Source organism: Mucilaginibacter polytrichastri (assembly GCF_001911425.1).
GTDB lineage: Bacteria > Bacteroidota > Bacteroidia > Sphingobacteriales > Sphingobacteriaceae > Mucilaginibacter > Mucilaginibacter polytrichastri.
The window spans coordinates 2,210,142-2,225,007 of record NZ_MPPL01000001.1 but is presented as its reverse complement, the minus strand read 5'-3'; the positions used below and the strand labels follow the sequence as shown (position 1 = coordinate 2,225,007).

Genomic DNA, 14,866 nt, shown 5'->3' with positions numbered 1-14,866 from the left:
CCATTCCACAAATATACATCATGAGCAAAGGTATCATCAGTAAAGACGAAGATTATTCACAATGGTTTAACGATTTGGTAATTAAAGCAGATTTAGCCGAATATTCTCCGGTAAGGGGCTGTATGATCATTAAACCATACGGTTACTCGATATGGGAAAAAATACAGGCCGTGCTTGATAAAATGTTTAAAGAAACCGGGCACAGTAACGCTTACTTTCCGCTGTTTATACCAAAATCTTTCTTTTCAAAAGAAGCAAGCCACGTAGATGGTTTTGCCAAAGAATGTGCGGTTGTAACGCACTATCGTTTAAAAAACGATGGAAACGGCAATATTATTGTTGACGAGGACGCTAAATTGGAAGAGGAATTAATTGTTAGGCCAACGTCTGAAACCATTATCTGGCATACCTACAAAGGCTGGATCCAATCGTACCGCGATTTGCCTTTGTTAATTAACCAATGGGCTAACGTTGTGCGTTGGGAAATGCGTACCCGTTTATTTTTACGTACCACCGAGTTTTTATGGCAGGAAGGCCATACCGCGCATGCCACACAACAGGAAGCCATAGCAGAAGCAGAACTAATGCTGGATGTTTATGCAGACTTTGTTGAAAACTGGATGGCTGTACCGGTAGTAAAAGGCCGTAAAACACCTAACGAGCGTTTCGCAGGTGCCTTAGATACCTATTGTATTGAAGCCTTGATGCAAGATGGTAAAGCCTTGCAAGCAGGTACCTCACACTTTTTGGGGCAGAATTTTGCCAAGGCATTTGATGTAAAATTCTCTGACAAAGAGAACAAGCTTGATTATGTTTGGGCTACTTCATGGGGGGTATCAACCCGTTTAATGGGCGCGCTTATTATGTCCCACTCAGACGATGCCGGTTTAGTATTGCCGCCAATGCTGGCACCAATACAAGTGGTGGTGGTGCCTATCTATAAACACGACGAAGAGCTGGAAAATATATCTGCTTACGTTAAAGGTTTAACTACAGAATTAAGGAAAAAGAATATCACCATAAAGTTTGATAACCGCGATACGCAACGCCCAGGTTTTAAATTTGCAGAGTACGAACTGAAAGGTGTACCCTTGCGCGTTGCCATAGGCAGCCGTGATATGCAAAATGCTACAGTAGAGTTGGCCCGCCGCGATACCCGTACCAAGGAAACAGTAGCACAGGAAGGCCTGGCCGAGCACATTGAAAAGCTATTGGAAGAAATTCAGCAAAATATTTTCAAAAAGGCATCAACATTTACCACCGAAAATACAGTTGAGGTAGATACTTACGACGAGTTTAAACGTTTATTAGATGAGAAGCCCGGTTTTCTTTCAGCACACTGGGATGGCACACCAGAGACAGAGCAACAAATAAAAGATGAGACTAAGGCAACAATCCGTTGTATACCTTTGAACAATAAATTAGAAGCAGGTAAATGTATTTTAACCGGTAAACCATCAACGCAAAGGGTGTTGTTTGCACGGGCGTATTAGCCTCCGTTTCCCCTAAAGGGGAGGTAAATTTTTGACTAATACTTCATGCATTTAGCTCGTAATAACTATTATATAATTTGTCTGGATTTTAAGTTCAGGAAATTATTTATCATTTGGATTTCTGGCGAAGTTGATGGTGTAGTGGTTAATGACAGTTTTAAGGTTATAGCTTTCGAAAACAAAACAAAGATGTTAAAGTATGCGAAAGCAAATAACATGCACGTTTTTGATGATGTTACCTTTTATGCAATCCATAAAATACAACAATGGGTACTTAAATCATCTGACAATTTTGATTGTGCTGATTTCCTGAATTTCTGGAATTTGTGTACCGACGTATCGGAATCCGTTAAAGTAGAATTTACAGGAGATATAAAAGAAGATCTTAGGAATGGGATCTATGATAAACTATTTGATGGTAGTGGAATATTTATTGCAGTAGACCCAAATCCGGTTTTTATTGAAGCAGAGATTAATATTCTAAGCGATATTTTGAAAAATGGTCTTGAGCTTTTATTGGATAATATTATTGTTGTAGAATAGTTAGGTACAAGTACTAATATCCTTTCCCTAAAAGGATTAATTTTTATGCTCCCCCTTTAGGGGGCGGGGGGCTCACTACAAATGAAATTCGGAACAAAAGCAATACATGCAGGGCAGGAGCCCGATCCATCAACCGGCGCAGTTATGACGCCGATATATCAAACCTCAACCTATTGGCAAAAAGCCCCGGGCGATAACCAAGGTTACGAATATTCGCGCGGTACCAACCCAACCCGTAAAGCTCTGGAAGATTGCCTGGCTGCTTTGGAAAATGCAAAGTTTGGCTTGGCTTTCTCTAGCGGAATGGGTGCTACTGATGCGGTAATGAAGCTATTACAACCCGGCGATGAAGTAATTACCGGTAACGACCTGTACGGTGGTTCGTACCGGATCTTCACCAAGATTTTTGCGAACTATGGCATCAAGTTCCATTTTTTGGACTTGTCTGACCCGCAGATCATCAGCCAATATGTTAACGAAAATACCAAACTGGTTTGGGTAGAAACCCCAACCAACCCAACCATGCAAATTGTTGATATTGAGGCCATCGGTAAAATTACCAAAGCCAAAAATCTGCTTTTTGTAGTTGATAATACGTTTGCTTCGCCATATTTGCAAAACCCGATTGATCTGGGTGCCGATGTAGTTATGCATTCGGTAACCAAATACATCAGCGGACACTCGGATGTGGTGATGGGAGCACTGATGATGAACGATGAGGACTTGTATAAACGCCTGTGGTTTATCTATAACTCTTGTGGTGCTACACCAGGGCCTATGGATAGCTTTCTGGCCTTACGTGGTATTAAAACACTGCACCTGCGCATGAAAGCCCATTGCGAAAACGGCAGACTGGTTGCCGAGTTTTTGAAGACCCATCCAAAGGTCGACAAAATTTACTGGCCAGGCTTTACCGATCATCCTAACCATGAAGTTGCCAAAAAGCAAATGCGCGATTTCGGTGGTATGATCTCGATCACGCTTAAGGGAGCCGATCTGCAGGAAACATTTCGCATTGCATCTAACTTTAAAGTATTCACATTAGCTGAATCATTAGGTGGTGTAGAATCACTGATCAATCACCCCGCTACCATGACCCACGGTTCGATACCCAAAGAAGTACGCGAAAAAGTAGGTGTGGTTGATAGCCTTTTGCGTCTTAGCGTAGGGGTAGAAGATGTTGAAGATCTTTTAGAAGATTTGAAAAACGCTTTGGCTTAAACGCAGAAACAAGAGCCGGGAAACAAGAGACAAGAACTTGACACTTATTGATCAAGCTTTACTAATGTCTTGATTCTTGGCTCTTGGTTCTTGATTCTAATTATATGGTTACAGACGTCAAAGCTTTTCTCGATGCTAAAGTTGCCCAGTATAACCGCCCGGATTTTATAACCAACGATCCGATTGTTATACCGCACAGCTTTACGCTGAAACAGGACATTGAGATTATGGGCTTTTGGGCGTCCATATTGGCCTGGGGGCAGCGGATTACCATTATCAATAAGTGTCGCCAGCTGATCACCCTGATGGACGGCGCTCCCTACGATTTCATCATGAACCATCAGGAGCCCGACCTTAAAAAGCTACTTCAATTTAAGCACCGCACGTTTAATGATGTGGATACGTTATGCTTTATTAGCTTTTTCAGGTGGCATTATGAGCATTTTGATAGTTTGGAAGATGCGTTTTTGCCACAATCTAAATTTGTCATTCAGAGCGCTAGCGAAGAATCTTCTTCGAATGACAGGCTAAGCGTCGAATCTGCCCTTAATCAATTTCGCAGATACTTCTTTTCTTTACCCGATTATCCGCATCGAACCAAAAAACATATCTCATCGCCCTCGCAAAAATCAACCTGCAAACGCTTGAATATGTTTCTGCGCTGGATGGTGCGTAAAGATGATTGCGGTGTCGACTTTGGAATCTGGAATAGGTTAAACCCCGCTGATCTTATCATGCCTTGCGACCTGCATGTAGACCGTGTTGCTCGCAACCTCAAACTCATTACCCGCAAACAAACTGACTGGCAAACCGCAGTTGAACTGACTGAACATCTCCGAAGTTTCGACCCATTAGATCCGGTGAAGTATGATTTTGCTTTATTTGGTTTGGGGATAGAGGAGAAGTTTGGGTTTGGATTGTAATTAGATGTAAAGACAGCACTGAATAGGTTGAAAAAACATACTTTTAAGTTCAGAAATAAATACTTTTAAGTTGGTTAACCTGCTTGGTGTTCCAGTTTATATAACCATCTTAAGTTTTTGTATTTCAGAGGCTTGTATGCTATCAAATTTGGAGAGTAATACTTTTAAGTCTGTAAAATGGAACAGGTGGCACATGTGGAATGTTCCACGGAAAATTACAATATTGCCACACGATTTGTGGAGTTGTTTAGATAGCCATTAATATATTAAACATGATTTTGCATAGACCTTGCAATACGCAAATTATACCGAACTTTGCAGAATTATCATGAACTATACTACCAACGATACCATAGTGGCCTTAGCCACCCCAAACGGAACCGGGGCTATTGGCATTATCCGCCTTTCGGGGCCGGATGCTGTAACCATTACCCAAAAAGTTTTTAAGGGAAAAGACCTGAGCAAACAGGCATCTCATACTATACATTTCGGCCATATTGTTGATGGCGAAGTAGTGCTGGATGAGGTGTTGATATCGTTATTCATCGCCCCGAGATCATACACCCGCGAAAATGTAGTGGAAATTTCGTGCCATGGATCGGCCTATATTATCGAGTCGGTAATTAAGTTATTGATTAGGAGCGGGGCAAGGCCGGCACAACCGGGCGAGTTTACATTAAGAGCTTTTTTAAACGGTCAGCTCGATCTTTCTCAGGCAGAAGCCGTTGCCGATTTGATTTCTTCGAACTCTAAAGCATCACAGCAAGCAGCTATGAACCAGCTTAGGGGGGGCTTTAGTAACCAGCTAAAGGCTTTGCGTGAGCAATTGGTAAATTTTGCTTCGCTGATAGAACTCGAACTCGATTTTTCGGAAGAAGATGTTGAGTTTGCCAACCGCGATCAGCTAAAGCAATTAATCGTTAATATTCTGACCATTTTAAGCCGCCTAATTCAATCGTTTGAATTAGGTAATGCCATAAAACAAGGTATCAATACCGTAATTGCAGGCAGGCCAAACGCAGGTAAATCAACCCTGTTAAATGCTTTATTAAACGAAGAGCGCGCCATTGTAAGTGCTATTGCCGGTACCACGCGTGATACCATTGAAGAGCTATTGAACATTAACGGTGTCAATTTCCGTTTAACTGATACAGCCGGAATTCGTGAAGCTACAGACACGATAGAAGCCATCGGTGTACAGAAAGCCTATGAAAAAATTAGCCAATCGGCTATATTAATCTATGTGTTTGATGCGCAGGAAATAAGCCTGGCCGATTTAAATGCCGATCTTGAAAATCTGCAACGCCCTGGTTTTCCGATGCTGGTTGTTGCCAATAAAATTGATCTGCTAACACCTTTACAAGTTGCCGAATTGCCCCACACCGAAAGCATGATCCTGGTATCGGCTAAAGAGAAACAACACATTGATGAGCTGAAACATAAAATATACCATACTGCTATTAAAGATCAGCTGAGTAGTGACGAAACCCTGGTAACCAACATCCGGCACCTGCAGGCACTGCAAAAAACAGAAGAATCACTAAGCAGAGTGCTGGATGGCATAGACAACCCAATCACTTCCGAATTTTTAGCCATCGACATTAAACAAGCATTACATTATTTAGGTGAAATAACAGGCAGTGTTACTACTGACGATCTGCTGGAGAATATATTTAGCAAGTTCTGTATCGGTAAGTAAAAATCAGCTATAGCGGACATTATTCACAAATAAAAATGATAGGCTGTATCATCAAATCATAATACAGCTTTTTTAAGCGATTTATCCCCCGTTGTACATTTTTTTCGTTTTTTCCGGTGTCGAGGATATGATGACCAGAAGGTAAGTTTCTTCATTACCATTATTATACGAAGTTATTGCTTGGTACATGCACAATAAGTAGTAGAGCCATCCACAAAGACACACCCCGAATGGTCGAGGCCTTTTCCACCGTTTCAAATTGTGGGTAACTTGTACCATGTAGGTACTGCCGATCTGGCTTGTTATCTCATCGTAACCCCGGAGGGAAATATTTTGATCAATACCGGTTCTAAAAAACAATTATCATGAATAAAATCTTCTCAACATCGTTTGCCAATCCGCTCAGTCTTTATGGGCAATTGATTGGGCCGGATGTAACAACCTGTTGCTGAACGCGTCTATAATTACAGGCTCACAATACATTAATTAACATTATCGAATGAACGCAAGATTTACGATCACTATATGCTTCCTTTTAATTATTGAGGTTTTACCGGTAAATGTCCAAAGCGCGAGAGGCATCGGTAATAAACTGAATATGGATAGCGCTATTAACCAACTAATGACAAAAACCGGTATCGTAGGCATTGGTGCTGCCATCATCGTTAATAAAAAGCTGGTATGGGAAAATGCCTACGGTTTTGCTGACCTGGAAAATAAAAGGCCGTTTACTACCTCAACGGTCATGAATATCGCATCGGTAAGCAAAACTATTACGGGGGCATGCCTGATAAAAGCTGTAGAACAAGGTAAGGTAATGCTTGATGAGGATATTAACCAGTACCTGCCTTTTAAATTAATTAACCCTTATCGGCCTAACGATATTATTACGCTACGACAATTAGCCACGCACACATCTGGCTTGGCAGACCGTTATCCTTTTTACACAGACAGCCTTTATTTCCCCGGTAAAGATTCTCCGGAATCGTTGGGAGATTTTCTTAAAAATTATTTTGTACCCGGAGGCAGGTATTATGTTAAAGAAAACTTTCTGAACCATAAGCCCGGTACCTACCGTGATTATTCTAATATTGGGGCAGCCCTGGCCGGTTATATAGTAGAGCTTAGAACAGGTAAAAAGTTAAACCAATACAGCAAGAAATATATTTTCGAACCGCTGGCTATGCAGCACAGCAGTTGGTTTCTGTCTGAAACAAACCTGATCAATCATTCTAAACTATACGATAAAAAGGGGAGTAGCATTGAAAATATCCCTTTATACGGCTGCACAACTTATCCTGATGGAGGCGTACGTACATCGGTGGACGATTTGGCAAAGTTTTTTATCTGTTTGCTGAATGACGGAACTTATGGCAACCGGAAGATTTTGAATAAGCAGTTGGCGCAGGAAATGCTAAGGTTCCAGTTTGATCAAACTAATAAACCTGAAAATGTGGATCCGGGAAAACTTAATTCCGGGATATTCTGGGCAACCAAAATGGGCGGTAAAAGGGTAGGGCACAACGGTTCAGATCCTGGTGTGCGAACTTTTATGTTGTCTGATCTGAAAAAAGAAGTAGCGGTAATCTTCTTTTCCAATACTTCGCTTAGCGATAAGGAGGAAGATAAGTTTTTTGACATCTATAATATCCTATATAATTATGGCCTGAATTTAAAGGATACTGCTAAATAATGCTTTTGAGTTATAGGTGCAACAACCCAATGGTTGCCCACTTTTTTAGCAATTCTCTTTCTTTCCCTAAAAACCTTAAAATAAGGATTAACGGAGGTCATTGTAACCGTTCGTTATTATTTCGGGATCCGTATGGTAATTTAATTAACTTTTTCACACCAGTTACGACCGATGCTATAAAAAAATTCAGTTAACTGGACTAATCTATTGTAATTACCGCTTTACCGATAAATTTGCCATTAGGAACTTCGGTGTAGGCTTTTTCAAATAAATGGAAAGGATACACCTTACTGACAATAATAGCAATCCCGCTCGCGGCATAACCTGTAAGTTCGGCCAGGTATTCCGGGGCGGGTTTAAGCATCAGTAATTTATATTTCTTACTTGAAAACATGTTAATAAAAAAAGAGCTGATGATTTCTTTAGGTCCGGGGGCGGTGTGTATATAAGTTGACGAACGCTTCATAACCTGTTTTGCTTTACTAAAAGGCATTTTGGCTGATAGGTCAATAACAACATCATACTGTTTGTCGCCTTTCAAAACATCTTCGTTGCTGTAATTAACAATGAAGTCAGCACCCCAATCTTTAACCGCCTGGATACCACTGCCGCCGACTACGGTAGTCACTATGGCACCACTCATTTTTGCGATCTGAGTCGCAAACATGCCTATACCACCTGAAGCACCATTGATCAGAATTTCATTGCCTTTTTCTACTTTTACTAAAGTTTTAAATATCTGCAACGCAGCAGAACCTACGACCGGCATGGCCGCAGCTTGTTCAAATGAAATATTTGAGGGCTTTATAGCTATCTCGTTCTCGGAGGCAAGGATGTATTCAGCAAGTGCTTCGCCTTTAAACACATCCAATATGCCGAATACTTCGTCACCTTTTTTGTATTGAGTTGCCGCTGTGCCGGTGTCTTCAACAATGCCGGAGAAATCAATACCAATGCCTTTTGGGAATTTACTGCCCGACATTAATTTCATTTCCCCATTGCGTATTTTCCAGTCCAGCGGGTTAATGGATACCGCTTTAACTTTGATTAATATGTTTGTTTCCTGAACGGCAGGAATAGGGACCTCTGTTATTTGCAATACTTCCGGGCCTCCGAATTTAGAATAGATTATCTTTTTCATTTTGTTCTGTTTTATGTTGCCGCTAACCTTGTTTAAATACCGCAGCATTATAATCTTTTATAAAGTATAAATCGGAATCCTATACAGCTTTAAGCGGCATTCATCATCATTAATATTTTATTCGTAATAAACTCGATATACCCTTCGGTGTCACTATGTTGAACTACGCCACTTCGCAGATAGGTGAGTATCTCATCATCCCAATGCGGGTGCATCGATACTTACCAAAACCACCGTTTTTTATTCACGATCTTTTGTTGATTTGAAATGATTTGCAACCTGATTAACTGTTTAATTTGTCTTTTAAAAAGTTGCTTGCTTCCTGCATTGCCTGCTGTCCTATCAATCCTGTCCCAAAAAATCCATGGATGTTTTCGTAATTTTGATAGGTTACAGGCACACCTGCCTTTTGCAGCTTATCGGCATAAGCTTTCCCTTCGTCTCTCAGGGGGTCATAGTTTGCCGTCATGATCAACGCCGGTGGCAAACCCGAAAGGTCTGCCGTTCTTAATGGCGATGCTTCATCGAATTTAGCAGGGTCGGTTAGATAATTATCCCAAAACCACTTCATCATTTCGGCAGTCAATACATAACCTTCTTTGTTTTCTTTCCACGAAGCATGGTGTGATGAATAGTGATCTGTTACGGGGTAGGTTGCAAACTGGGCTTTTAGTATAACCCCAGCAGTTGCCAGTTTTTGCGCCACCCAAATAGCCATATATCCCCCGGCGCTGTCGCCTGCAACCGCCATTCTTTCGCCGATGCCATTGTAGTTTTTCGCGTTTTCAATCATCCAAAGCGTAGCTGCTACAGCACTTTCCGGACCTTGGGGATAGGGATGCTCCGGTGCCAGTTTATAATCTACCGACATCACCACAGCACCTGTATTAGCGCATAGCTGGCGGCAAATTTCGTCATGAGTATCTAAACTTAGCAGCACGAAACCTCCTCCATGAAAATAAGTAATCACTGGGAAGGGGCCGTCTCCATTGGGAATATAAATCCTTACCGGGATCTGGTCTTTTTCGATAATTGTATTGATCACCTGTCTAACCGTTGTAGGGTTCGGGTTTGCAGGCGCATGTTTCATCAGGTCTCGGGTTTGTTGCGGCGGCAATAGGTTTAACTTATCATAGCCGTGAGCCTCGGCGTAGGCTATTGTTTGTAATACTTCTTCGGATAGTGCCATCGGGTTATTTTTTAAGTTTGAATATCTTTTTGTTCTAAATGATATGTCAAAGGTCAGCAGTATGCCCAATTTAAAATAGCTCGTCAAGCCCGAAAAATAGTCCGATACGCCATAATGATATATTTTTAATTAAGTTACCATGTTTCTCAATCATCAATAAATGAGCATATTTGCCAAAATCTTACCCTAGGCCATCTATCATTATTTTATCGATTGAACAATACAATGGCTTAATGCCAGACTAAGAACCTTTTTGTCTTTCTTTAAGCGAGGGCTGCTCAAAATAGTCAGTAAGTTCTAAGGAATAGATAACGCTGGTGATCTTCCATTTTCCGTCTCGCTTGATCAACATAAGGTACTTACCACCCCAATTGGTCATTTTATGATCTGCCCAAAAGCTGTAATCCAAACTGACCGATGCGACAGTTCCATCTTCAATGATCCGAATATGATCGAACTTGTCTTCTGTTGACCTATACATGGATAACGACCGCATAAAAGCCTGGTAACTTCCTGAAAAATAATTGCTGCGTGCAGCTTTGATTCCATTTTTTTCAAGTTCTTTGGCTTGCGATCTTTCTTTAAGTGCTGCACACCAGGTTACAATGCCGTCATTAAATAAACTATAAAATGCCACCGAATCCTTTTCAATTACGCTTTTACTGTATTTGTTTATAATGGAGGTGATCTCTTTTCTGTCGTCTGTTTTTTGTTGCGCATAACTATATTGAATAGTTATTAAAATGATAAACGACAGCATCTTGATTTTTTTCATTTGGTAAGTGCTAATAGGTGATAATGATTTCAAACGATGTGCGCGGGGATGATGTCATTTTTCCTTTGGTTATTAATATATTTATACTCTATCGTTAATCCTTCGTAACCATAGGCATCTGCTTTCATTTCCTGAATGGCAGTATAACTTACGGGATGGATGTCTCCGAGTAAGGTACTCAAGGATTTGTGAACAGCCTCAATATAATCGGCCTTGTCAACCTTAAGGTTGGTCGAATCCGATATTTTAATGTTAAGATGGAAGCTTTTTTTCTTTAGTTCAGCCAGCGATATAAAATTAACAAACCAAAGATAATCCGGGACAAACGATACCGTGACTACTATAACTTCAGGCTTCTTTTTTAAAACTTCTTTGGTAAGGCGACTAATTTCGTTGGCGATTTTTTGCGCTAAAGCCGGATCTTCCCGGCCGCTTATTTTTAATTCGATGATTGGCATACTTCAATATTTAGTAGTAGATGAAGTACAAACCTCCGCATTAAATCGCCCTTATTTATTGATGTATGTTAAGAGTTTGATCCGGCTCAAGGATTCAGGCTTTACACCCAGATAAGAAGCGATATGATATTGTGAAACGCGCTGTTCAATTCCCGGGTAGAGCTGCAATACACTTTCCAGTCGTTTAGCGGCTGTATTCTTTAAAAATGAGGTTTCCCTTTTACACTTCCTGATGAAAAATGTTTCCGCTATATACTTACCGAGTTTAAACCATTCGTTATCCCGTGCGAGCAATACCTGGTATTGCTCCGCAGTGATGTAAACTACATGTACATCCGTCAGGGCCTGAATGTTACAATTTGTGGGCTGGGATGTTAAAAAACTGGTGTAAGCACTAACAAAGTCATGCTCAAAATAAAAATCATTGTTAAATTCATCTTTCTCACCCGCACGTACAAATGAACGCAAAGCCCCGGAAACAACGATTCCTATAAAATTGCAGGTCGTGCCTTCAGTGATCAGGAAGTCTTTTTTCCTCAATTTTTTATGAAACATGATTTGCCTGAATTTAGCAACATGTTGCTCGTCCAATCCAACAAGCGTTGCCAGCAACTTGTTTAAAGTAGTGAGTTCATCAGCAAAAAGAGTTTCTGTATTCATACGGGCAATTATAAATATGTATTAAAGATAAATAACAATTACTTACTTCTCTGTTATCAATTATTTAATGATAAAAGTATTGCCATGATTGGGCTTTATTACTTTTACTCATGGCTGAAATTGTTGAATTAAAACGCTTTATAAGCATATAGATAATACATATGTTTTGGGAAATGAAGTTACTGTGCTTAAAGTAAAGCTTTTTATTTATTGAGAAACGTACCCTGATATTTTGTATAAGTAATGGCAGGCGCAGCGCTAAATCCTTCGTCCATGCGAAACACTTAGTCACCCTTGTGATACAATTGATTATTTGGGCAAGCGATTACTATGATCTGGTATAGTTGTATCTAAACATTTTTTTTATGTTTGATAAGCATAAAAATTGTCCTATATCAACCTTCATCATTATGAAATCTGTTTTAACTCTATTCTTCCTGTCGTTAACTATGATGGTGAACGCGCAAAATGTTGTAACCGCCAGTAGAAAACAGCTTTTTGATTACGACTGGAAATTTTCTCTTGATGACGAACCAACAGCAAGCCAACCGAGTTTTAATGACGCACAATGGAGAAAACTTAATTTACCTCATGACTGGAGTATAGAAGGACAAACCAAGGCCTACAACCCATCAGGCAATGACGGGGGATATTTCCCGACAGGAACCGGTTGGTACCGGAAAAATTTTCGGGTTCCGGCTATGTTAAAAGCAAAAAAGATATCCGTTTACTTTGAAGGCGTTTATATGAACTCTGAAGTTTTTATCAACGGAAAATCTATTGGTGTAAGGCCTTACGGTTACTCTGCTTTTGCATACGATATAACACCCTACCTTAACTATAATGGTGACAATGTTCTGGTTGTCAAAGCTGATAATTCAAAACAAAAAAATTCGAGGTGGTATAGCGGCTCCGGCATTTACCGGCATGTTTGGCTAACAGTAACCGATGCCGTACATATCGGCAATTGGGGAATAAGCATAAAAACAAATAATATTACTAAAAACAACGCCACTGTCGAAATTAAAACGATTTTGAAAAACGAGACGCTGTTTCCAAAAAAAGTTAGCTTATTTACTGCGTTAACAGATAAAAATAAAGGAGAGGCTGGAAATACTAATACAACCATAACCCTGCCCGCTAATGAAACAAGGGAAGTGGTTCAAAATGTCGTCGTAAAAAATCCATTGTTCTGGTCGTGCGAAGAGCCCTGGCTTTATAACGCACGAGTAACAATTAAACAGGGGGTTAAAACAGTTGATGAAACCACTACTGCTTTTGGTATCCGCTCATTAGTTTTCAGTACGCAAAACGGATTTCAGCTAAATGGGAAGAAGATTATTTTAAACGGAGGCTGCGCCCATCATGATAACGGCATATTAGGCGCTGCCGCTTATGATCGGGCCGAGGAAAAAAAAGTTGAACTTTTAAAAGCTGCCGGGTTTAATGCCGTACGGACTTCACACAATCCACCTTCGGAAGCTTTTTTAAATGCTTGCGACAGGTTGGGGCTTTTAGTGATCGACGAAGCATTTGACGGTTGGCGCCAAAACAAAACCCCGTATGATTACGCGATGTATTTTGACAAATGGTGGCAACGGGATGTAGAGACAATGGTGTTACGTGACCGTAATCATCCTTCCATTTTTATGTGGAGCATAGGCAATGAGATTATCGAAAGGAAAAAGCCGGAAGCAATTGCAACTGCTACAATGATGGCAAAATTTATCAAAACGCTGGATACTACCCGCCCTATAACTTCTGCTATGACCACTTGGGATAGCGAATGGGAAATGTTCGATCCTCTTTTCGCCGCTCATGATATTGCAGGTTACAACTATCAATTATACCGTGCTCCCGCCGATCATCAGCGCGTACCATCCAGAATCATTGTACAAACCGAATCCTACCCGAAGGATGCTTTTGCCAACTGGAAACTATCCCATGAAAACAGCTACATAGTGGGAGATTTTGTGTGGACGGCCATCGATTACCTGGGCGAATCAGGTATCGGCCGGCACTTTTATCCTGGAGACCCTGCGGGTGAGCATTATGAAAAACCGCTGTTCCCATGGCATGGTGCCTATTGTGGTGACATTGATCTCACCGGTTGGAGAAAGCCCATATCACATTACCGTGAACTATTATATAGCAATAAAGAAGAATTATACCTGGCGGTGAAAGAGCCGAATCCTGAAAGTGGCCCAATCAGGCTAACCTTATGGGCGGTTTGGCCCACATGGGAAAGCTGGACCTGGCCGGGATTTGAAGGTAAAGATGTGCAGGTTGAGGTATATTCAAAATACCCGGCAGTACGATTATACCTGAATGATAAATTACTAGGGGAACAGCCTACAACCCAGGCGCAGGAATTTAAAGCGACTTTTACAATACCCTATACGCCCGGCGTAATAAAGGCAGTAGCCGTAAAAGACGGGAAAGAGGTGGAGACCCGAATACTTAAAACCGCAGGCAAAGCAGTGGGGATCAAATTGACAGCCGATAGAAAGATGCTGTCTGCGAATGCACAGGATTTGTCCTATATAACGGTTGAGATCGTTGATGGTAATGGCCTTACAGTGCCTGATGCCAATAACCAGCTTTCTTTCCAGGTTACCGGGGAGGGGACTATAGCAGGTGTAGGCAACGCTAATTTACAGGATACCGATCCATACGTAGGCAGCCAACATAAGGTTTGGAAGGGGCGGGCTGTGGTTATCCTAAAAAGTACGCAAAAGCCCGGAAAGTTGGAATTGCAGGTTAGTGCTCCCGGGCTGGAAACTGCATCCTTAATTATGAATACAATAAGCAGGTAATGTAATTTAAAAATCTCATTTGAGCCCGATTGACTACTTATCGTGCATTAGAAACTACCAAAGCATCGATTGCAACGGAGCCGCCGCGGTTAATGACGCTTATCGTGTGGCTGCTGACAAAGAAAAGTGTAATCAGTTGCTGTCTCATACTGCTTAAACAATCAAAATATAATATTCAAAAAACATGAAAATCAATGCTTACCCTGATATCATATTTACTTAATAAAGCCCTATGCCGTATATTATATGCTTAAT

At 40.9% G+C, this 14,866-nt stretch carries 13 protein-coding genes and 1 pseudogene; 8 read left to right on the top strand and 6 right to left on the bottom strand.

What is annotated here, in order from left to right:
* The first annotated feature begins 20 nt into the window (after positions 1-20).
* The 7 genes and pseudogenes from proS (at position 21) to RG47T_RS09590 (ending at position 7,572) form a co-directional block, all read left to right on the top strand.
* Positions 21-1,493, top strand: coding sequence for a proline--tRNA ligase (proS, locus tag RG47T_RS09615; protein ID WP_074489214.1), 1,473 nt, complete (start codon positions 21-23; stop codon positions 1,491-1,493).
* A gap of 45 nt (positions 1,494-1,538) precedes the next feature.
* The gene (locus RG47T_RS09610) at positions 1,539-2,036 is read left to right on the top strand and encodes a hypothetical protein (protein WP_074489213.1); all 498 of its coding nucleotides are present in this window, start codon (positions 1,539-1,541) and stop codon (positions 2,034-2,036) included.
* 81 nt (positions 2,037-2,117) lie between these two features.
* A complete protein-coding gene (locus tag RG47T_RS09605; protein ID WP_074489212.1) occupies positions 2,118-3,257 on the top strand; it encodes a cystathionine gamma-synthase in 1,140 nt (379 codons plus the stop codon).
* 104 nt (positions 3,258-3,361) lie between these two features.
* The gene (locus tag RG47T_RS09600; protein WP_074493295.1) at positions 3,362-4,180 is read left to right on the top strand and encodes a TIGR02757 family protein; all 819 of its coding nucleotides are present in this window, start codon (positions 3,362-3,364) and stop codon (positions 4,178-4,180) included.
* Between the two features lie 328 nt (positions 4,181-4,508).
* Entirely contained in the window at positions 4,509-5,879 is a 1,371-nt protein-coding gene (gene mnmE / locus RG47T_RS09595; RefSeq protein WP_074489211.1) for a tRNA uridine-5-carboxymethylaminomethyl(34) synthesis GTPase MnmE, read from the top strand.
* Positions 5,880-6,119: 240 nt separating this feature from the next.
* Positions 6,120-6,224: pseudogene (locus RG47T_RS27150) on the top strand (subclass B3 metallo-beta-lactamase); the annotation flags it as partial.
* A 154-nt stretch (positions 6,225-6,378) separates the two neighbouring features.
* Entirely contained in the window at positions 6,379-7,572 is a 1,194-nt protein-coding gene (locus RG47T_RS09590; protein WP_083627355.1) for a serine hydrolase domain-containing protein, read from the top strand.
* A gap of 199 nt (positions 7,573-7,771) precedes the next feature.
* Here RG47T_RS09590 and RG47T_RS09580 read toward each other — a convergent pair whose 3' ends face one another.
* The 6 genes from RG47T_RS09580 to RG47T_RS09555 all read right to left on the bottom strand — a co-directional run bounded on the left by RG47T_RS09580 (position 7,772) and on the right by RG47T_RS09555 (position 11,795).
* On the bottom strand, positions 7,772-8,713 hold the full coding sequence (locus tag RG47T_RS09580) for an NAD(P)-dependent alcohol dehydrogenase (protein ID WP_074493291.1): 942 nt from the start codon (positions 8,711-8,713) through the stop codon (positions 7,772-7,774).
* Positions 8,714-8,802: 89 nt separating this feature from the next.
* Positions 8,803-8,928, bottom strand: a complete 126-nt coding sequence (locus RG47T_RS09575) for a pirin family protein (protein ID WP_245770806.1) — start codon at positions 8,926-8,928, stop codon at positions 8,803-8,805.
* A gap of 68 nt (positions 8,929-8,996) precedes the next feature.
* Positions 8,997-9,902 carry an alpha/beta hydrolase gene (locus RG47T_RS09570; protein ID WP_074489210.1) on the bottom strand — a complete coding sequence of 302 codons (906 nt, stop codon included), beginning with the start codon at positions 9,900-9,902 and terminating at the stop codon, positions 8,997-8,999.
* 241 nt (positions 9,903-10,143) lie between these two features.
* Positions 10,144-10,677 (bottom strand): Cif family virulence factor, encoded by a 534-nt coding sequence (locus tag RG47T_RS09565; RefSeq protein ID WP_074489209.1) that lies wholly within the window; start codon positions 10,675-10,677, stop codon positions 10,144-10,146.
* A gap of 29 nt (positions 10,678-10,706) precedes the next feature.
* Complete coding sequence (locus RG47T_RS09560; RefSeq protein ID WP_074489208.1) at positions 10,707-11,135, bottom strand: tautomerase family protein; 429 nt, start codon at positions 11,133-11,135, stop codon at positions 10,707-10,709.
* Between the two features lie 51 nt (positions 11,136-11,186).
* Positions 11,187-11,795 (bottom strand): Crp/Fnr family transcriptional regulator, encoded by a 609-nt coding sequence (locus RG47T_RS09555; protein ID WP_083627354.1) that lies wholly within the window; start codon positions 11,793-11,795, stop codon positions 11,187-11,189.
* A gap of 410 nt (positions 11,796-12,205) precedes the next feature.
* On the opposite strand from RG47T_RS09555, the gene RG47T_RS09550 reads away from it, so the two are divergent.
* Positions 12,206-14,611, top strand: coding sequence for a glycoside hydrolase family 2 TIM barrel-domain containing protein (locus RG47T_RS09550; protein ID WP_074489207.1), 2,406 nt, complete (start codon positions 12,206-12,208; stop codon positions 14,609-14,611).
* The last annotated feature ends 255 nt before the right edge of the window (positions 14,612-14,866 follow it).

What these genes read in the sequence shown, in the direction of transcription:
- RG47T_RS09560 (WP_074489208.1), bottom strand. Translation starts at nt 11,135, where the DNA reads ATGCCAATCATCGAATTAAAAATAAGCGGCCGGGAAGATCCGGCTTTA.
- RG47T_RS09575 (WP_245770806.1), bottom strand. Translation starts at nt 8,928, where the DNA reads ATGCACCCGCATTGGGATGATGAGATACTCACCTATCTGCGAAGTGGC.
- RG47T_RS09605 (WP_074489212.1), top strand. Translation starts at nt 2,118, where the DNA reads ATGAAATTCGGAACAAAAGCAATACATGCAGGGCAGGAGCCCGATCCA.
- mnmE (WP_074489211.1), top strand. Translation starts at nt 4,509, where the DNA reads ATGAACTATACTACCAACGATACCATAGTGGCCTTAGCCACCCCAAAC.
- proS (WP_074489214.1), top strand. Translation starts at nt 21, where the DNA reads ATGAGCAAAGGTATCATCAGTAAAGACGAAGATTATTCACAATGGTTT.
- RG47T_RS09550 (WP_074489207.1), top strand. Translation starts at nt 12,206, where the DNA reads ATGAAATCTGTTTTAACTCTATTCTTCCTGTCGTTAACTATGATGGTG.
- RG47T_RS09570 (WP_074489210.1), bottom strand. Translation starts at nt 9,902, where the DNA reads ATGGCACTATCCGAAGAAGTATTACAAACAATAGCCTACGCCGAGGCT.
- RG47T_RS09590 (WP_083627355.1), top strand. Translation starts at nt 6,379, where the DNA reads ATGAACGCAAGATTTACGATCACTATATGCTTCCTTTTAATTATTGAG.
- RG47T_RS09600 (WP_074493295.1), top strand. Translation starts at nt 3,362, where the DNA reads ATGGTTACAGACGTCAAAGCTTTTCTCGATGCTAAAGTTGCCCAGTAT.
- RG47T_RS09580 (WP_074493291.1), bottom strand. Translation starts at nt 8,713, where the DNA reads ATGAAAAAGATAATCTATTCTAAATTCGGAGGCCCGGAAGTATTGCAA.
- RG47T_RS09565 (WP_074489209.1), bottom strand. Translation starts at nt 10,677, where the DNA reads ATGAAAAAAATCAAGATGCTGTCGTTTATCATTTTAATAACTATTCAA.
- RG47T_RS09610 (WP_074489213.1), top strand. Translation starts at nt 1,539, where the DNA reads ATGCATTTAGCTCGTAATAACTATTATATAATTTGTCTGGATTTTAAG.
- RG47T_RS09555 (WP_083627354.1), bottom strand. Translation starts at nt 11,795, where the DNA reads ATGAATACAGAAACTCTTTTTGCTGATGAACTCACTACTTTAAACAAG.